Origin of the sequence: Vibrio sp. 10N.261.55.C5, assembly GCF_041470505.1 — a bacterium.
Taxonomy (GTDB): Bacteria; Pseudomonadota; Gammaproteobacteria; order Enterobacterales; family Vibrionaceae; genus Vibrio; species Vibrio crassostreae_C.
The window spans coordinates 1-18,142 of record NZ_JBFRMS010000047.1; the positions used below are offsets into that span (position 1 = coordinate 1).

Sequence of the window (18,142 nt, forward strand, 5' to 3'; positions counted from 1 at the left end):
CGCCATGCTCGGCGCACCAATAAAAAAGAGCAGCCATTGGCTGCTCTTTTTGTTTTCAATAATGAACGGTTATTAGATGCTGAAGTAATAGATTAAAGCTGCTCTAAACGCGCGTAAGCCGTTACTAACCACTTAATCCCTTCACCGTTAAACGCCACTTGAACTCGACTCTGTGGGCCACTTCCTTCGAAGTTGATGATAGTGCCTTCGCCAAACTTAGGGTGCTTCACGCGAGAACCCAAGCTAAAACCAGTTTCATTGAAGTTCTCTTTCACAGCGGTTTGACTAAAGCGACCACTGCTTGCAGGGCGACTGACTTGCGCTTTCATACGCACTTCATCCAGACAGGTTTCTGGTAGCTCACGAATAAAGCGGGATGGTTTGTGGTACTTGTCTTGCCCGTACAAGCGGCGCATCTCTGCGTAAGTGATGTACAGCTTCTCCATCGCACGAGTCATGCCCACGTAACACAGGCGACGCTCTTCTTCTAAACGCCCTGCTTCTTCCGCAGACATCTGGCTTGGGAACATGCCTTCTTCGACACCCACCATGAATACCATAGGGAACTCTAGGCCTTTGGCACTGTGCAGAGTCATGAGCTGAACCGCGTCATCAAACTCATCAGCCTGACCTTCACCAGCCTCTAACGCTGCGTGCGTTAAGAACGCCGTCAGCATGCTCATCTCATCCGCTTCTTCCGGTTTTTCAAACTGACGCGTTGCCGTTACTAATTCTTCCAAGTTCTCAATACGTGCCTTCGACTTCTCGCCTTTCTCTTGCTCGTACATCGCAAACAGACCCGACGATTTGATCACGTGGTCAGTTTGCTCATGCAGGCTAAGCTCTAGCGTGTCGTCTTCTAGCGCATTAATCAGCTCGATAAAGCGACTCAATGCACCCGCAGCACGACCGGGTAGCACTTGCTCTTCTATCAAAGCAACACTTGCTTCCCACATGGTTGCACCACGATCACGCGCTGCAAGACGAATCGTTTCTAACGTTTTATCACCCAAGCCACGCGTTGGCGTGTTGACCACACGCTCAAACGCCGCATCATTACCGCGATTGCTCATTAGGCGCATGTAGCTCAAGGCGTCTCTAATTTCTTGACGCTCGAAGAATCGCATGCCGCCGTAGATTCGATAAGGTAGACCACCTTGGATAAGCGCTTCTTCAAGAACACGAGACTGGGCGTTATTACGATAAAGCATTGCCGTATCTTCTAGCGCGCCGCCTTTCTCCTGCCACTCTTTGATTTTGCTGACCGTGAAACGCGCTTCATCGAGCTCGTTGTATGCTGAGTACACAGAGATTGGCTCGCCATCGTTACCATCGGTCCACAACTCTTTACCCATACGTTCAGTGTTGTTCGAGATAAGCTCGTTCGACGCCTGCAGAATGGTTTTAGTTGAACGGTAGTTTTGTTCGAGTCGAACCGTTGAAGCTCCTGGGAATTCATCCAGGAACTTCTGAATATTTTCGATCTTCGCACCACGCCAACCATAGATAGATTGGTCATCATCGCCTACGATCATCACGCGACAATCTGGGCCTGCCATCATACGTAGCCAAGCATATTGGATGTTGTTGGTATCTTGAAATTCGTCGACAAGAATGTGCTTAAAGCGAGCTTGGTAGTGCTCGCGGATGTGTTTCTTATCGCGCAATAGTTCATGCGATCTCAACAAGATTTCCGCAAAGTCGACCAAGCCAGCACGGTCACATGCTTCTTGGTAAGCAGAATAGATCTTTAACCACGTTTGAGTTATTGGATCATGGTAGGCGTCGATGTGATTTGGGCGTAATCCCTCGTCTTTCTTGCCATTGATCCACCAAGAAGCTTGCTTGGCAGGCCACTGCTTTTCATCAAGGTTTTGCGCCTTGATTAAACGACGTAGCAAACGAATCTGATCATCTGAATCAATGATCTGGAAATCTTCTGGCAGTTTTGCATCTAGGTAGTGAGCACGAAGGATGCGGTGACAAATACCGTGGAAGGTACCGTTCCACATGCCTGACGAGCTACCCATCATCAACTCTTCAATACGACCACGCATCTCTGCTGCCGCTTTGTTGGTGAAGGTAACCGACATGATAGAGAACGGCGATGCTTGCTCTACACTTTGCAGCCAAGCGATGCGATGCACCAACACTCGCGTTTTACCACTGCCAGCACCTGCCAGAATAAGTAGGTTTTCTAAAGGTGCTGCGACCGCCTCACGTTGTTTATCGTTTAGGCCATCGAGTAAAAGCGAAGGATCTATCATTGGATATGCTCACTACTGGGTATTTATACATAAAAGCTGATTATAACCTAAACACTAGGCTGCGTTTAGGATAATAAGAAGAAAAAACAATCAAAAATTAACATCATTAATTCAATAGCTTAATAGATAAAACATCATTAATATTGATAATTTTTATAATACCGTGAAATTATTTCCCGGTTGTTCCAATCCTTTTTAGTAAGCAAGTTAACAATCCATTAACCTGCGATATGAAAATACTATTAAGTCCTAGAGGGAATGACTATGAAAAATTCTAATCTTGCTGTTACAGCTGCAATCACAAGTGTACTAGCGTTCGGCGGTGCAGTTCTTACATCAGCACCTGCGGAAGCAGCAGCAAAAGAAAAATGCTACGGCGTGGCAAAAGCTGGCCAAAATGATTGTGCAACCAAAACAAGCTCATGTGCGGGTACAGCAAAAGAAGACAACCAATCCGATGCGTTCGTAGTCGTACCTAAAGGGCTATGTGGCAAATTATCAGGTGGTAACACTCAATCATCATAATTGAGCTGCTTAGTATGGTGAGCTGACATTCAGCTCACCTCCACTTCTTGTTAGGAGAATCGTTGTGACTCAAACTCTTCACCCCTACGCAGGGGTTGGCCTTAGAACACCGCACTTGGACTTCTTTAGCCAAAATCCAGCCTTAGTAAGTTGGTTAGAAGTTCACAGCGAGAACTACTTCTTAGCTCAATCACCGCAACGACAACAACTCAGAGAAATTCGTCACGCACACAACATCAGTTGTCACGGTGTTGGGTTGTCGCTAGGTTCTGTTGAGCGCATCAATCAACATCATCTTGTGCAATTAAAAGAGCTCATTGATGATATCGAACCCTTCTTGGTTTCTGATCATCTCAGTTGGAGTCAGACAGGTGGTCATTACTTCAATGACTTGCTACCGCTGCCTTACACAGAAGAAGCATTGGAAGTCTTCTGTCGTAATGTCATCGAGGTTCAAGACAGCTTGCAACGCCCGATGTTGATTGAGAACCCATCGAGCTACCTATCCTTCAAGCATTCTACTATTCCTGAGTGGGAGTTTTTGGCTGAGGTACAAAAGCGTACTGAGTGTCGCCTACTGCTCGATTTCAATAATATTTTCGTCTCATCTTTTAATCATGGCTTTAGTTGTGAAGAGTACTTAAACGGAATACCAGCAGACAAAGTTGAAGAGATTCACTTGGCAGGCTTTACCAAAAAGAAGCTTGAACAAGGTGAGATCTGGATAGACACACACAGTAAACCTGTCTGTGACGAAGTGTGGAAACTCTACACTGACTGGGTTGCACAACATGGTTTGCGCCATACCTTGATTGAGTGGGATCTCGATATCCCAGAGCCACAAGTTTTATTGGCTGAAGCAACCAAAGCCAGTGATATCTTGTATCAACACGACAAGTTCAACCAAAGGAGTCGCGCCTCATGAGCCACTCCCTAGCAGAGGTTCAATTGGAGTTTGCTAACGCCCTACGCTATCAAAACAATGGTGAGTACTGCGACATAGTGAGCGACCATTTTACCGATGAACAACGCATCCAGATTTACCGTAATAACTTTGTGATCAGCTTGAGCGAAGTTCTGGCAGCAACCTACCCACTCACTGAAATGTTGGTTGGTGAAGAGTGCTTCCAACAGATGGCTCGTCAACATGTCTTACATTATCCATCGACCTCTGGTGATGTCAGTGGTTACGGTGAACACTTTGAACAGACTATCCAAGCCTTTCCTGCCGTTATTGAGGCTGCACCTTATCTCGGTGAAGTGGCTTTGTATGAATGGCAGAAAGATAGCTTGGTAAGGTTTTCGTCACAAGCACATGTCGACCAGAGACCTCTTTCTTGCCTTGCAGATGTACCACAAGAGCAACAAGGCGCTTTAGTCTTTCATCTCAAAGATTCAATAACACTGATTCATTCTAGTTACACGATTATCGCGCTTGAACACGCCATCTATCAGCAGCAACTTGATGGGCTAGACATCAACCAAGCTGAATTTGGGGTGTTAATCCGAGCTGAGAATTCACAGGTTGAGAGCCATAGTTTGAGTGAAGAGAGCCACCAACTCCTCACTGAATTGCAATCAGGTCGAACACTCTCAGCAATCGATCCTTTATTACTACAACATCTGAATACTGTTATGGCGCTAAACGTCATCTCAGGTTTTTCAATCAATGCCGAATTGGAGGCATAACATGGATAACAACACAGTCACGAACATGATGGCTCAATACGACAGTTTGATTGAGAAATCACAGGCACTTTTTGTTCCAGTGCTTCTACTATTTTGTCGCCTTTGGGTGGCGTGGGTATTCTTTAATTCTGGACTCACCAAGATAGCTACTTGGGATAGCACGCTTTACTTGTTTGAATTGGAATACCAAGTGCAACTGCTACCTTGGGAATTGGCTGCTTACATGGGCACTGCCGCTGAGTTAATTCTACCGATGTTTTTAGCGCTCGGTTTATTAACACGACCTATGGCTGCGGTGTTGTTTGTTTTCAATATCATTGCTGTCGTGTCTTACCCTGTATTGTGGGATCAAGGCTTCTACGATCATCAGCTTTGGGGGTTAATGATTCTTATCGTTGTCGTGTGGGGCGCAGGACCATTCTCACTTGATAGAGTTTTGAAAGCGCAGTTCAGGAATTAAAATAAGTTTTCACCTCTTTTGAACTGCTAAAGCTAAATGCTACAGCCCAAACGCAAGAAACCACTCAATTGAGTGGTTTCTTTTTTAACTGGGATAAGCTTACTTATTTAGAAAAGCTTGTAGCTCTTCAGCAGAGATGCCTTGCTCTGCAAGTTCTTTTGCCAATAGCTGAACCTGCTCACCCTTACGAAACTCTACCACACGCTGAAATTGGTAAATGATATCTCGCAAAGTATCGATTGGAACTTGTTTTGCCGCACTGCGAATACGCTCTTCACTTTGGTTGCCTAGCTCTTTAAGCAGTTTACCAAACATGACCTTTTCAGGTGCATCTTCCATTTGTTCTAAGACGCGCGCCATTTCGTAGGTTGTTAATGACATTACAGTATTTTCCGTTGGGGACTAACGTTTCAATGAGTGACAAATATACCATGTTTTAACGTTTCGAAAACCGCCATTTGTATATTTTGTCACCCTTGTAACTTATACCTTAGCAAACGTCGTGTGCCAAGACTTACCCGCTTTGCTCGCAAGCACTAATAACGCAGGAACAATCAGGAACATTTGCAGAGCAATCATCACTTGCGACGTTAAATCAAGACGTTGCATGGTACCCACAAGAAGCCCTGAACCGCTCATTTGGAACAAGCCAAGCAGCGCAGCAGCTGTACCCGCACGGTCACCGAAAGGTTCTAGAGCTTTACCTGCCGCAGCACCAAGAATCCAAGCAAAGCCAACTGACGATAAGAAGATCGGTAGCATGAACGCGATTGGAGTAGCGTGCTCAGCAAGCACCAACATAATCACACCCGCTAAGCCCAGCGTCGAGATACCAACCACCAGTGCTTTATAGGTACCAAAACGGTCCATAAATTTAGGTGCAGTAAACGCAGCTGCAATGTTGATGGCCGCATTAACACCAAACCAGAAAGTAAACTCTTTCATGGTCAGGCCTAGGTTTTCCATCAACACAACTGGTGCAGAGGTTACATAAGCGAGGATAACCGCCATCGCCATCAGACACAAGGTTGCGTGGAAAAGGAATGATGGTGTTTTCAATACTGACCAGTATCGCTCAAGCTTGAATACCGCAACCTTTTCTGTCGCAGGGTTAGACTCTTTCATTTGGAAGAATAAGATAGTGCCAACAACGACAGCAAAGCCTGCCATAAAGCTAAAGTTCGAGCGCCAACCAAATTGATGTGTTAACCAAGCGCCAAGAATGGGTGCCAAAGCAGGAATAAAACAGATTGCACCATTAAGGTAGCTGATCATACGGCCACTCTTCTCTGGGCCAAATAGATCGCGAACCGTTGCAAAGGCTGCTACAGAAGTCGCACAAGCTCCTAAGCCTTGTAGCAGCCGAGCCATTAGCATCATATCAATCGATTGAGCTGCCCACGCCAAGCAAGCACTCAATGCATAGATACTAACACCTCCCAATGCAACGGTTCGACGTCCTAGCTTATCAGCCAAAGGGCCAGCAAATAATTGCCCGACACCCATGGCGAATAAAAACCAGGTAATCGTATCTTGTGCTAGTGCATGTTCCACGTGAAACGCTGTCGAAATTTGTGGCAGAGCTGGTAGGTAGATATCAATAGCCAGAGGGCTAAATAAAACCAACATTGCCAATAAAGCAACCTGCAGTTTACTAGGGGTTGGAAGCGCGTTAGAAGGCACAAGATTCTCCGAATGAGTTAATTTAGGTGCATAATAACCAACTAAAGATATGAACAAAAATGGCATATACTCATTAGCATTATTCCAAATAGGAAACTCATATGAATATTGAGAAACTATCACGCCTCGACTTAAACCTACTGGTTTGCTTACAGGTTCTGATGGAAGAGCTAAGCGTCACGCGCACCGCACATCGATTGTGTCTGAGTCAATCGGCTGTAAGTAAATCGTTAGCCAAGCTTCGTGAGCAATTTAATGATCCCCTTTTCACGCGAAGTGCTCATGGTCTGCGACCAACACCAAAGGCGGTCTTTCTCAAACCTCGATTAGAAACGCTGATCAACCAACTTGATGTGCTCACCCAACCAGAGACCTTCATTCCCAACAACAGTGACCACAGTTTTCACATTGCGGCTGTTGAGAGCGTTTACCCACTTATTCTTCCCCACTTTTTACCAGCGATATTTCGACAAGCCCCTAAGGTGAATATCAACACCCACGCTTGGACGGAGCAAACCTTTAAGAAGCTGCAGCTCGGTGAGCTCGATATCGGACTCACAGGTAAAGACATCGACATCAACGACGCACGTTTAACTATGCTGCCGCCAGATGATATTTGCGAGCAAGAGATCTACCGTGACGCGCAGATGTGTGTGCTAAGACGCAACCACCCCGCTCTGAATGGCAAATGGGATCTGGAAACCTACCTTGCACAGCGTCATGTACAAGTAAGATGTGATGGTAACGATCGTTGGCTGCTCGACTATAAGCTTGCCGACCTTGGTCACCAACGTGATATCGCTATTTCTGTTCCAGACTTCAATAGCGCCGCAAGCCTATGTACCTACACCGACTTTGTGTTTACTGCACCAAGCCACTTTACTTACCTCGTCGCCAAGCAACTCGACTTAGTGGTTGTCCCTTTACCGATGGAATTCCCACCGATGGCATACACTCTGTTTTGGCACCGTGACAGAGAAAATGACCCAGCGTTAACTTGGCTACGAGATATCATCAAAGAAAAAACTCTGCACCTTAGATAAAAATGGCGTACAGCGTTTGCAGCAAACGAACAAAAGCGCTAGCTTATTGACCTAATAAGTCCCCTCGCATGTATATCGACTGTGAGTGTTAACAAGGACCCTAACAATAAGGATAAACACAGATGCACAATATCACTGCTGAACGCGTTGCTGCGGTTCGAGCTTGGCTTGAAACAAACAACCTAGATGCCGTTATCATTCCACATGAAGACGAATATCTAGGTGAATACGTTCCCGCTCATAACGAGCGACTTCACTGGTTAACAGGTTTCACTGGCTCTGCTGGTGCGGCAGTTATCACTCGTGAGAACGCTGCTATTTTTGTTGATGGTCGCTACACGGTTCAGGTTCGTAAGCAGGTACCAGCAGAGTTATTTGAGTATCGCCACCTTATTGAAGAGCCGGCTTTAGATTGGATCACCAGTTCTCTAGCACAAGGCAGCAAGGTTGCATTCGACCCACGCATGCACACTGCTGCTTGGTTGAAAGGCGCTCAAGCTAAACTGGCAGAGAAAGTTGAACTAACAACACTATCTTCGAATCCAATTGATGAGCTTTGGTCTGATCGTCCTGAGCCTGTCGTGTCTGATGTTCGCTTAATGGCAACAGACGCAGTAGGCCAATCAAGTGAAAGCAAACGTGCGGAGATTGCTGGCTTACTAAAAGCCAAAGGTGCTGATGCCGCTATCCTTACGGAACTCGATTCGATCTGTTGGTTGCTTAACATTCGCGGCTTGGACGTATCTCGCCTACCTGTTGTGTTATCCAATGCGATCATCCACGCCGATGAAAGCGTCGACTTCTTCCTAGACCCAGCTCGTATTCCTACGGGCTTTGAAGCACACGTTGGCAATGGTATTCGCGTATCTCACCCATCAGAGCTTGAAGCACGCCTTCAATCTTTGGAAGGCAAAAATGTATCTGTCGATTCAGGTACCAGTAACGCTTGGTACACGCTGGTTCTACAAAACTCTGGTGCTCATATCATTGAAGCAGCAGACCCATGCCTAATGCCAAAAGCAGCAAAGAATGAAACTGAAATTGCCGGCATGAAAGCGTGTCACATTCGTGATGGTGTTGCGATGGCGAAGTTCCTATCTTGGATTGATGCAGAAGTCACGCAAGGTAATCTGCACAATGAAGCTGTGCTAGCAGACAAAGTTCAATCATTCCGCGAACAAGACCCAACGCTGATGGACCTAAGTTTTGACACGATTTCAGCAGCAGGCGGCAACGCAGCAATGTGTCACTACAACCACCAGAACCAACCTGAACCAGGTCAGTTAGAGATGAATACTCTTTACCTAGTCGATTCAGGCGGTCAGTACCTAGATGGTACAACCGACATCACTCGAACTATCGCGATTGGCCAGCCAAGCGACGAAATGATCCAGCAGTTCACGTTAGCGCTTAAAGGTCACATCGGTATCGCGCGTGCACGTTTCCCACAGGGTACTCGTGGTTTCCAACTTGATATTCTAGCTCGCCAACACTTATGGGCAGAAGGCTTCGACTACGACCACGGTACTGGTCACGGTGTTGGTCATTTCCTAAGTGTTCATGAAGGTCCGCAAAGCATCTCTAAGAAGCTAATCGATGTACCTCTTGTTGAAGGCATGGTGTTATCAAACGAGCCGGGTTACTACCGTGCAGATGAATTTGGTATCCGTATCGAAAACCTAGAACTGGTGGTTGAGTTGCCAACTCAAGGTGACTTCTCAGTACTAACGTTTGAATCGCTAACACGCTGTCCTATCGATAAGCGCAACATCAACGTCGATCTACTGACACGACCTGAGCTTGCATGGCTGAACGACTACCATCAGAAAGTATGGAACGACGTTAGCCCATTAGTTGAAGGTGATACATTGGAATGGTTACGCCAATCAACCACTCCACTTGAGCACGCTTAATGTTTCGCTAATTCAAACTTAATGAAATCAAAAACGGCTACCTTAGGGTAGCCGTTTTTATTTGTCGATTTAACTTCGTCGATGTTTCACGTGGAACATCAATCTATGTGTTCGCTAACCAGAGTAAGCACTGTGCCAATCTCGCCACACAGGATCAAAACCACGTTGACGAATCATTGACTCAACATCAGCAGCACTGCGCTCATCACTTATTTCAAATTGCTCGAGTTCTTCTTCATCAGAAGCATAACCACCAGGCTGGGTTTTAGACGCAGCCGACATACTGGTGATTCCCAATGGCAACACATTGTCGCGGAAAGCTGCAGACTCACGAGTCGAGAGAGACAATTCGACCTCAGGGTTTAATAAGCGATACGCACAGATAAGTTGAACCAACTGTTTATCACTCATAATCGATTTAGGCTGCAAACCACCCTCACACGGACGAAGACGTGGGAATGAAATCGAGTAACGCGTTTGCCAGTAAGTTCGCTCTAAGTAATCCAAGTGAGCGGCCACGAAGAAGCAATCGGTACGCCAGTCTTCCAAGCCGATCAAAGCACCAATCCCTATCTTATCAATACCCGCTTTTGCCAGACGATCAGGCGTTTCGAGTCGGTATTCAAAATCCATTTTGTTGCCACGCAAGTGGTGCTCAGCATAAGTAATTTGGCTATAGGTTTCTTGGTAAACCATCACAGCATCTAAGCCAAGCGTTTTGAGCTCCGCGTAGTCGTCTTGATCAAGTGGCTGCACTTCCATCGCAAGGTAGTTAAATTGCGCTTTGATATTCGGCAGCACCTCGCGGAAGTATTTCATCCCAACCTTGGTTTCGTGCTCACCGGTCACCAACAATACACTATCGAATTTCATCTTTTTGATGGCCGCGCTCTCGGCATCAATTTCATCCAAAGTTAATGTGCGACGCTTGATGCGGTTCTCCATCGAGAAACCACAATAGGTACACGCATTCGCGCACAAGTTAGATAGGTACAAAGGAATATATAGCGACATCGTATTACCGAACCGTTTACGCGTTAGCGCCAACGATTGTTGTGCCATCTGCTCTAAGTAAGGTTCTGCCGCTGGAGAGATCAAAGCCTTAAAATCTTCTAAGTCACGTTTAGGTTTACTCAGAGCACGTTCAACATCCGCCGCCGTTTTACTGAAGATGGACATACCAATGTCATCCCAGTTGAGCTGTTTAAATCGATCAACAAACGTCATAAGGACACTACTCGTCTAGGAATGAGGTTAGCGGGCTCGAAGCAACCGCGTGAGATACCTGACCAGCGAGACCAGCAAGGTAAGCCATACGACCCGCTTCAACTGCCAACTTGAAAGCAATCGCCATTTCAACTGGCTGTTGAGAAGCAGCTATCGCCGTATTCACTAACACAGCGTCAGCACCCATTTCCATTGCACGCGCCGCGTGTGAAGGAGCACCAATGCCAGCATCAACAATCACAGGAACATTAGCTTGGTCGATAATGATCTCTAGGAAGTCGGCTGACGCGATTCCCTTATTAGAACCAATCGGTGCACCGAGTGGCATCACCGCAGCACAACCAACCTCTTCTAAGCGCTTACACAATACAGGGTCGGCATGGCAATAAGGCAACACAACGAAGCCATCTTTCACCAACTGCTCAGCAGCGTTAAGTGTCTCGATTGGGTCAGGCATCAAGTACTTTGGGTCCGGGTGAATCTCAAGTTTTAGCCAGTTAGTACCTAGTGCTTCACGAGCCAAGTGTGCGGCGAAAATCGCATCCTTCGCGTTCTTCGCACCAGAGGTATTTGGAAGTAGATTAACGCCAGCATCAATAATTGGCTGTAAAATATCATCTTGCTCAGAACGAATATCGACCCTCTTTAGTGCCATGGTTGCCAGTTGCGAACCTGAGGCTTCGATAGCACTCGTCATCAAATACTTGTTTGCGAACTTGCCTGTACCAGTGAACAGTCGTGATTGGAATGTTTTATCTGCGATAGTTAACATGGTTAGCCCCCTGCAATAGCTTGAAAAAGAGAGATAGAATCGCCTTCATTGACGATGGTTTGTTGCCACTGGCTACGCGGTACAACCGCATTATTGATAGCAAAGACACATCCCAGATCAGGTAGCGATAGTGCTTGGATGATGTCTGAAAGAGACGACGATTGCGCGACCTGCTCTGGTTGCTCGTTTATAGAAATAGTTATCTGACTCATTGTGTTTCTTCTTCTAGGTGTTGGATCGCATCTGTATTGCAAACCGGACATTCGCTATCTTGCGTGACCATTAGGCTTTGCCAGTTCATGGCCTGGCCATCGAACAGCTTTAGCTGATGCGTCGCGACTTTAAACTCACCACTGCTAATGCGCTGAATAGCAGCGAGAGCCTGGAGGTTGCCTATAGTTCCAACCACTGGGCCAATGATGCCGCTATCACTGCAGCGCGTTGTTTGTGGATGGTGGTCGAACGGGAAAAGGCAGTGGTAACACCCTTCCTGGTTCTGATAATCAAAGACAATAAATTGACCTTTCCAGCCTATTGCAGAACCTGATATCAAAGGTGTATTAGCTTTGAAACAAGCTCGGTTAACCTGCTGGCGTGACGCGAAGTTGTCAGTACAATCCAATACGAGATCAGCCAGCATAACTTCTAATTCAAGTTGGCTTTCACTCATTCGTTGATTGATCGTTCTTACTTGGCTTCGACTATTGAGCTCATTCAGTTGTTGTTTAAGTGCTTCGACCTTAGGTGAACCTAATTGGCTTTCCTTGAACGCTACCTGTCTCTGCAGGTTGGACGAATCAACAGAATCATCATCGACCAACACGATTCTTCCAACACCAGACGCTGCAAGATAAAGAGCAGCCGCATTACCTAAACCACCACAACCAATCACCAACACATGACTGTTTAACAGGTTTCGTTGCCCTTGCTCACCGACTTCAGGTAACGCAATTTGTCGTTGATAACGAATAAACTCAAAATCACTCAGCATAGCTAGGCTCCTGCGCAACCTCTTCACCAATATTTGAAGGTTTAGGCGTCATCAGTTTTTCAAAAAACTCGATCACTTTCTTTGGGTCTTCCGACAATGTAATCGCACGTACCACAGCCAAACTCGACACCCCACACTCCCACACCTGCTCAGCTGTCGATTGGTCAATACCGCCAATAGCAACCGTTGGATAACCAGTGAGTTGTTCTGTGTATGGGATAGTATCAATCAGCTGTTGATACAGAGATAAACGAACCAATCCCTGAGGCTTTGATGGCATCTGTTTAGTTGTTGTTGGGAAGATGTGGCCTAGCGCAATATAGCTTGGGTTAATCTGAACAATGCGTAGCAACTCGTAATAGCCATGAGTCGATAACCCAATCTTTATACCCGCAAAGCTCAACTGTGAGAGGTTTGATTCTTCAATATCCTCTTGCCCTAAATGAACACCAAAAGCGTCATGCTTGAGTGCAAGCTTCCAGTAATCATTGATAAAAACTTGAGCGTTATACTCACGACCAAGATCGATAGATCGTGCGACTTGTTGTTCTAAATCCGCTTGCTGTGGATTCTTAATACGTAGTTGGACAGTGTTGATTCCAAGCTTGAGCAATCTTTCGATCCACTCAACATCATCAACTACTGGGTATAAACCGAGGCTACTCTTACTCAATTCCGGGAACGACAGTGATGTTCCTTGGTGCGCCCAACCAACACTAATATCCAGTCGCTCATCTTCGAGAACGGGAATAGGAAAGTTTTGATAGTTTGCTGGCCATGTTCCACGTGAAACACTAGATGCTGCGCGAGCTAAAACCAGTGCATCTTCTAATGGGAATTCCAACGCCAACAAAGTAAGTAACCAAGCAAAGTGGCCACGACTATCTAACTCCTGATGAGCTGGAGTTTCACTCTTGATAGCACGATTAGAATCTAGCTGTGACCAGATATCCAATGCAGCTGAGTCATCTAAGACACCGATATAGATGGTATTCGGAGTTTGTGCCAAGGCATCGCGGACACCAGCTAGCGCCACTGAATGACTGTAATAAACGATATGATCAAGCTCACTTGAGCGACACTCCGCCAATGAATCAACATCATGAGCAAAACCAATAGATAACGCTTGCTGAGCATCAACGATAGAGAAGCATTGAGTTGGGCTTACACCCAACTCAACTGCATCGGTTGCCAAGCCTTGTCGCTTAGCAACCAATAGACAGCTTTGCACCTCTCCCGTTAGCTCAATATTTTGAGATGGGATAAGAATCTTCACTGTCATTATTCCTCTAATTGAGCTTCTTTTGCGCCTACTGCTGGGTGATAAAGTTCAGAGCCAGTATCACGGAACTCTTGTGATTTCTGACGCATCCCTTCCAACGGATTATCAAGCATCTTAATCTCGATAGCCTGATCAGCAGCCACTTGTTCAGTGTCTTTCGCGTACTCTCGAACTTCTTGAGAGATCTTCATTGAACAGAATTTAGGTCCACACATAGAGCAGAAGTGAGCAACCTTGCCCGATTCTTGTGGCAGGGTTTCATCGTGGAAAGAACGGGCTGTTTCTGGATCTAAAGCTAGATTAAATTGGTCTTCCCAACGGAATTCAAAACGAGCTTTAGATAATGCATTATCTCGGATTTGTGCGCCCGGATGCCCTTTTGCCAAGTCTGCTGCATGTGCTGCCAGCTTGTAAGTAATCAAGCCAGTCTTCACATCTTCTTTATTTGGTAAGCCCAAATGCTCTTTAGGTGTTACATAACAAAGCATCGCACAGCCGTACCAACCAATCATCGCCGCGCCAATACCAGAGGTAATGTGGTCATAACCCGGTGCAATATCAGTGGTCAGCGGGCCTAACGTATAGAAAGGCGCTTCATGGCAGTGCTCTAACTGCTCATCCATGTTCTCTTTAATAAGATGCATAGGTACATGTCCAGGACCTTCAATGATCACCTGAACATCGTATTCCCAAGCCACTTTAGTTAACTCACCTAGAGTACGTAACTCCGAGAACTGAGCCTCATCATTGGCATCTGCAATAGAGCCAGGACGTAGGCCGTCACCTAGTGACAAAGCCACATCGTACTTCGCACAGATCTCACAGATCTCGCGGAAGTGTGTGTATAGGAAGCTTTCTTGGTGATGTGCAAGACACCATTTCGCGATAATAGAGCCACCACGAGAAACAATACCTGTCACACGCTTAGCCGTCATAGGAACATAACGAAGAAGCAAACCAGCATGGATAGTGAAGTAATCAACGCCCTGCTCCGCTTGTTCAATCAAAGTATCGCGCATCACTTCCCAGTTAAGGTCTTCGGCTACGCCATTCACTTTCTCAAGCGCCTGATACATAGGAACCGTACCAATCGGCACTGGGCTATTACGTAGGATCCATTCACGAGTCTCGTGGATATTACGGCCAGTAGAAAGATCCATTACGGTATCGCCGCCCCAGCGAGTCGACCATACTAGCTTCTCAACTTCTTCTTCAATCGAAGAGCTTACAGAAGAGTTACCGATATTGGCGTTCACTTTCACTAAGAAGTTTCGGCCAATAATCATAGGTTCTGATTCTGGGTGGTTGATGTTTGAAGGGATGATAGCTCGGCCTTCAGCGACCTCTTTACGCACGAACTCAGGGGTAATTTCTTTTGGCAGGTTTGCGCCAAAGTTATGGCCTGGGTGTTGGTGATTAAGCTGTTCATCAGCGAACTTCTGACGCCCCATGTTCTCACGTATCGCAATGTACTCCATCTCAGGAGTGATAATTCCCTGACGAGCATAATGCAGTTGAGTTACACATTGGTCGCCAGTAGCGCGACGAATTCGAGGCAGGTTTCCGTAACGAAGGTCGTCTAGGGTTTCATCTTCTAAACGTTCTTTGGTGTAAACAGAGCTTACATCATCGAGCAATTCCGTATCACCACGCTCTTCAATCCATTGCTCTCGCAACTTAGGAAGGCCACTATAAAGGTCTATTTCATGCGTAGGATCGGTATAAACACCTGAGGTGTCGTAGACATGAATTGGCTCATTAGGTTCGAATACAGGCTCTTTTTTGCTGCCACCAACAAGGCTATCTGCGAGGGATATTTCTCGGACAGGGACTTGAATGTCCGCTCGAGACCCTTGGATGTAAGCTTTTTTTGAGTTTGGATAAGGTTGTACAGATAAAGAATCAATGAAATTCTTCGCTTCCAGTCTTGCTTGTTTACGACTCGACATAGCATTTTTCCTTGGCTTTTAGCCATTATTTATAGGGATAAAAATGCTTGACGGATAAGATGCTACAAGAGGGATCACAGCAAGAAAATGCAGTTGTGATCTGGAGATAGATCTCTAGAAGGATTCTAGTTAGATATCTACTCTTGTTCCCTTCGCAGGTATTAGCCTGATCAGGTTCAACGGATCCCGAGTTAACGGTCTCAGCCATATGGCACTCCGACAAGTACGATCGAGTATATAAAAACGGCTTGGATAAACCAAGCCGAGTTGTTAACAAATCGTAAGAAAGTTTTAAGACTTTATCAGAAGTTGGAAGCCGATCCATGCGGCTGAAATACTGAGAACCACATTGAGCAGTACATTGAGCCCCATCTTGAAGAACGCACCCTGCTGCATAAGAAGCACGTTATCCATCGAAAACGTAGAAAATGTCGTCAGGGCTCCAAGGAAACCAAGACCGATAATTTGTCTCCACGGCTCCGTCGCAACCATCTCATTTTCAAACGCGGCGATGAGCAATCCCATAATCAAAGAGCCAATTACGTTAACAGTCAGCGTACCGTAAGGAAAACCACGCCCTAACATCACAACGCATAACTCTGAAATCAAGTAACGTGAACAAGCACCAAACGCGCCACCGATGGCGATAAAACCTAGAATAGATAACTGACCCATGAATCCTCCCAAACAATAATCCCTATATTCTAGCTTTAACGCCGATAAAAGCGAGGGTAGAAACTAAGAATGCATGCGCAAATATTAAACGTTACAGGTGTCACTTAACTTCAATATATCCCATCAAACCCGTTTTCATGTGTTCTATAACATGACAATGATACATCCAGCGGCCAGGGTTGTCGGCTACAAATGCAGCTTTAGCTCGGCCATTTTTTCCAAGTAACACTGTATCAGTATGGAAAGGTTCTTCAACTTTCTTCCCATCAAGTTCCAATACAGTGAATGTATGGCCGTGAATGTGAATCGGGTGATGATATTGAGTGACGTTCTTAAGATCGAATATATAGGTTTTTCCCAGCTCTAAAGTCGCCAACGGTTCAGGGATATTATCTTTGCTCATCCCCTCCCATGCTCGTTTATTAGTTAGCCAAAACTTAGGCATAGATTTTCCATCTTTAGATACTGGAGAAACCGCCCCTTCCCATTCAAATAAAAAGTCGATTTCTTCTGCATTAGCCAAATCTAAATTGGGCACAGGATTAAGGGGTAAAGAAGGCAGAGAGCGATTCTCAACAAGGGTTGAATCTACAACCTCGAACTCACACAAAGAGAAAGGAAAGCGTCCTTTCATTTGAAGGACGCTAACTCGCCCACCGGCTTTGGGTGCTATCAGTCCAATATCCACTCGCATCCCTGGACCAATTTTATGTTGCGTCAGCTTATAAGGTGTTTTTACAGGGTTACCATCAATGGCAATCACCCATGCCTCAGCCCCTTCGACAGCTATAGGGTAAGTGATCGTATTGTCGACATTAGCGATACGTAGCCTGGTTGTTGCATGTTGTTTTAACTCATAGACAGGCTCATGTATTCCATTAACGCTACTCCACTCTCCTGGCGTACCCATACGAGCACTGAGTCGTGGGATCATTAGATCTTTCCATTGGCCTTTCTTATCTATATGCCAATGTTTAAGCATCAGTGCGTGCTCTTCATCAAACGGCACTGGAATGCTCTCCTCAACGATAATTAGACCAACCAAGCCCATACCAAGCTGCTTAACGCTGTTCATATGTGGGTGATACCAAAACGTGCCAGCATCTGGTGGCGTAAATTCATAAATGAATGTTTCACCTGGCATGATCGGTGGTTGGCTCAAGAAGGGAACCCCATCCATTTCGATAGGAATCCTTAAACCATGCCAATGAATAGTTGTCGGTTCTGATAGCTTGTTGGTAAAACGGATCGTTACCTTTTCACCTTGTCGACATCGAATCGTTGGTGCTGGAATCTGACCATTAAAGCCTAGAATATCAGTCTCAAACCCCGTCACGAGTTCAGCGGTTGAAGGTTCTGCCGTTAAGTCATAAACATACTTTCCTTGTTCATCAACCGACCGTTTCATTGAGCAAGCGGGCAGTACAGTGAGTGCAGATATAGCGAGAGATGATTGAATAAACTTACGACGGGAGATATCCATATTTGTTGCCTTTTAGTAATAACGACTAAAATTTAACAAAATATTGAGAACAGTTCTCATAAAGAAGCGTAGTTTGTGCTGTTGGTTGTTTATAAAAGAGACTGGGATAAGTAAGCACTTACACTTTTAAGGCCAGGTTTTATTAAAAGCAGGAATTACCGACTAATACCAATTAAAGTAAAA

General features: G+C 45.7%; 17 protein-coding genes and 1 riboswitch. Of the genes, 6 read left to right on the forward strand and 11 right to left on the reverse strand.

Features of this window, described 5'->3' with window-relative positions; genetic code table 11:
• Positions 1 to 92: 92 nt before the first annotated feature.
• Complete coding sequence (gene uvrD, locus AB4263_RS16720; protein ID WP_372098567.1) at positions 93 to 2,267, reverse strand: DNA helicase II; 2,175 nt, start codon at positions 2,265 to 2,267, stop codon at positions 93 to 95.
• A gap of 264 nt (positions 2,268 to 2,531) precedes the next feature.
• Between uvrD and AB4263_RS16725 the strand changes: the two genes are divergently transcribed.
• From AB4263_RS16725 to AB4263_RS16740, 4 genes are all read left to right on the forward strand, one after another.
• Positions 2,532 to 2,792: a DUF2282 domain-containing protein gene (locus tag AB4263_RS16725; protein ID WP_004736650.1), complete on the forward strand. Its 261-nt coding sequence runs from the start codon at positions 2,532 to 2,534 to the stop codon at positions 2,790 to 2,792.
• A 64-nt stretch (positions 2,793 to 2,856) separates the two neighbouring features.
• Entirely contained in the window at positions 2,857 to 3,717 is an 861-nt protein-coding gene (locus AB4263_RS16730; RefSeq protein WP_017061324.1) for a DUF692 domain-containing protein, read from the forward strand.
• Entirely contained in the window at positions 3,714 to 4,481 is a 768-nt protein-coding gene (locus AB4263_RS16735) for a DNA-binding domain-containing protein (RefSeq protein WP_017061323.1), read from the forward strand. Before AB4263_RS16730 ends, AB4263_RS16735 begins: the two co-directional genes overlap by 4 nt.
• Position 4,482: 1 nt before the next feature.
• Positions 4,483 to 4,941: a DoxX family protein gene (locus AB4263_RS16740; protein ID WP_372098568.1), complete on the forward strand. Its 459-nt coding sequence runs from the start codon at positions 4,483 to 4,485 to the stop codon at positions 4,939 to 4,941.
• A 99-nt stretch (positions 4,942 to 5,040) separates the two neighbouring features.
• Here AB4263_RS16740 and AB4263_RS16745 read toward each other — a convergent pair whose 3' ends face one another.
• On the reverse strand, positions 5,041 to 5,322 hold the full coding sequence (locus AB4263_RS16745) for a hypothetical protein (protein WP_372098569.1): 282 nt from the start codon (positions 5,320 to 5,322) through the stop codon (positions 5,041 to 5,043).
• 102 nt (positions 5,323 to 5,424) lie between these two features.
• Positions 5,425 to 6,624, reverse strand: coding sequence for a multidrug effflux MFS transporter (locus AB4263_RS16750; RefSeq protein ID WP_372098570.1), 1,200 nt, complete (start codon positions 6,622 to 6,624; stop codon positions 5,425 to 5,427).
• Between the two features lie 101 nt (positions 6,625 to 6,725).
• Here AB4263_RS16750 and AB4263_RS16755 point away from each other — a divergent pair, with 101 nt between their 5' ends.
• Positions 6,726 to 7,667: a LysR substrate-binding domain-containing protein gene (locus AB4263_RS16755; RefSeq protein WP_017061320.1), complete on the forward strand. Its 942-nt coding sequence runs from the start codon at positions 6,726 to 6,728 to the stop codon at positions 7,665 to 7,667.
• 122 nt (positions 7,668 to 7,789) lie between these two features.
• Entirely contained in the window at positions 7,790 to 9,580 is a 1,791-nt protein-coding gene (locus AB4263_RS16760; protein WP_372098571.1) for an aminopeptidase P family protein, read from the forward strand.
• A gap of 114 nt (positions 9,581 to 9,694) precedes the next feature.
• On the opposite strand, the gene thiH is transcribed toward AB4263_RS16760, so the two are convergent.
• The 8 genes from thiH to AB4263_RS16800 all read right to left on the reverse strand — a co-directional run bounded on the left by thiH (position 9,695) and on the right by AB4263_RS16800 (position 17,959).
• A complete protein-coding gene (gene thiH / locus AB4263_RS16765) occupies positions 9,695 to 10,807 on the reverse strand; it encodes a 2-iminoacetate synthase ThiH (protein WP_372098572.1) in 1,113 nt (370 codons plus the stop codon).
• 7 nt (positions 10,808 to 10,814) lie between these two features.
• Complete coding sequence (locus AB4263_RS16770) at positions 10,815 to 11,579, reverse strand: thiazole synthase (RefSeq protein WP_108021124.1); 765 nt, start codon at positions 11,577 to 11,579, stop codon at positions 10,815 to 10,817.
• Positions 11,580 to 11,581: 2 nt separating this feature from the next.
• Positions 11,582 to 11,791 carry a sulfur carrier protein ThiS gene (gene thiS / locus AB4263_RS16775; RefSeq protein WP_048661190.1) on the reverse strand — a complete coding sequence of 70 codons (210 nt, stop codon included), beginning with the start codon at positions 11,789 to 11,791 and terminating at the stop codon, positions 11,582 to 11,584.
• Positions 11,788 to 12,570, reverse strand: coding sequence for a ThiF family adenylyltransferase (locus AB4263_RS16780; RefSeq protein WP_372098573.1), 783 nt, complete (start codon positions 12,568 to 12,570; stop codon positions 11,788 to 11,790). The genes thiS and AB4263_RS16780 overlap by 4 nt, the downstream gene beginning before the upstream one ends.
• Positions 12,560 to 13,852, reverse strand: coding sequence for a thiamine phosphate synthase (locus tag AB4263_RS16785; protein WP_372098574.1), 1,293 nt, complete (start codon positions 13,850 to 13,852; stop codon positions 12,560 to 12,562). Before AB4263_RS16785 ends, AB4263_RS16780 begins: the two co-directional genes overlap by 11 nt.
• Entirely contained in the window at positions 13,852 to 15,801 is a 1,950-nt protein-coding gene (gene thiC / locus AB4263_RS16790) for a phosphomethylpyrimidine synthase ThiC (RefSeq protein ID WP_102333086.1), read from the reverse strand. Before thiC ends, AB4263_RS16785 begins: the two co-directional genes overlap by 1 nt.
• A 130-nt stretch (positions 15,802 to 15,931) precedes the next feature.
• Positions 15,932 to 16,030: riboswitch (TPP riboswitch) on the reverse strand.
• Between the two features lie 62 nt (positions 16,031 to 16,092).
• On the reverse strand, positions 16,093 to 16,476 hold the full coding sequence (gene crcB / locus AB4263_RS16795; protein ID WP_004736665.1) for a fluoride efflux transporter CrcB: 384 nt from the start codon (positions 16,474 to 16,476) through the stop codon (positions 16,093 to 16,095).
• A 100-nt stretch (positions 16,477 to 16,576) separates the two neighbouring features.
• The gene (locus tag AB4263_RS16800; RefSeq protein ID WP_372098575.1) at positions 16,577 to 17,959 is read right to left on the reverse strand and encodes a multicopper oxidase family protein; all 1,383 of its coding nucleotides are present in this window, start codon (positions 17,957 to 17,959) and stop codon (positions 16,577 to 16,579) included.
• Positions 17,960 to 18,142: the final 183 nt, after the last annotated feature.

What these genes read in the sequence shown, in the direction of transcription:
- uvrD (WP_372098567.1), bottom strand. Translation starts at nt 2,267, where the DNA reads ATGATAGATCCTTCGCTTTTACTCGATGGCCTAAACGATAAACAACGT.
- AB4263_RS16725 (WP_004736650.1), top strand. Translation starts at nt 2,532, where the DNA reads ATGAAAAATTCTAATCTTGCTGTTACAGCTGCAATCACAAGTGTACTA.
- AB4263_RS16735 (WP_017061323.1), top strand. Translation starts at nt 3,714, where the DNA reads ATGAGCCACTCCCTAGCAGAGGTTCAATTGGAGTTTGCTAACGCCCTA.
- AB4263_RS16740 (WP_372098568.1), top strand. Translation starts at nt 4,483, where the DNA reads ATGGATAACAACACAGTCACGAACATGATGGCTCAATACGACAGTTTG.
- AB4263_RS16745 (WP_372098569.1), bottom strand. Translation starts at nt 5,322, where the DNA reads ATGTCATTAACAACCTACGAAATGGCGCGCGTCTTAGAACAAATGGAA.
- AB4263_RS16755 (WP_017061320.1), top strand. Translation starts at nt 6,726, where the DNA reads ATGAATATTGAGAAACTATCACGCCTCGACTTAAACCTACTGGTTTGC.
- AB4263_RS16760 (WP_372098571.1), top strand. Translation starts at nt 7,790, where the DNA reads ATGCACAATATCACTGCTGAACGCGTTGCTGCGGTTCGAGCTTGGCTT.
- thiH (WP_372098572.1), bottom strand. Translation starts at nt 10,807, where the DNA reads ATGACGTTTGTTGATCGATTTAAACAGCTCAACTGGGATGACATTGGT.
- AB4263_RS16770 (WP_108021124.1), bottom strand. Translation starts at nt 11,579, where the DNA reads ATGTTAACTATCGCAGATAAAACATTCCAATCACGACTGTTCACTGGT.
- thiS (WP_048661190.1), bottom strand. Translation starts at nt 11,791, where the DNA reads ATGAGTCAGATAACTATTTCTATAAACGAGCAACCAGAGCAGGTCGCG.
- AB4263_RS16780 (WP_372098573.1), bottom strand. Translation starts at nt 12,570, where the DNA reads ATGCTGAGTGATTTTGAGTTTATTCGTTATCAACGACAAATTGCGTTA.
- AB4263_RS16785 (WP_372098574.1), bottom strand. Translation starts at nt 13,852, where the DNA reads ATGACAGTGAAGATTCTTATCCCATCTCAAAATATTGAGCTAACGGGA.
- thiC (WP_102333086.1), bottom strand. Translation starts at nt 15,801, where the DNA reads ATGTCGAGTCGTAAACAAGCAAGACTGGAAGCGAAGAATTTCATTGAT.
- crcB (WP_004736665.1), bottom strand. Translation starts at nt 16,476, where the DNA reads ATGGGTCAGTTATCTATTCTAGGTTTTATCGCCATCGGTGGCGCGTTT.
- AB4263_RS16800 (WP_372098575.1), bottom strand. Translation starts at nt 17,959, where the DNA reads ATGGATATCTCCCGTCGTAAGTTTATTCAATCATCTCTCGCTATATCT.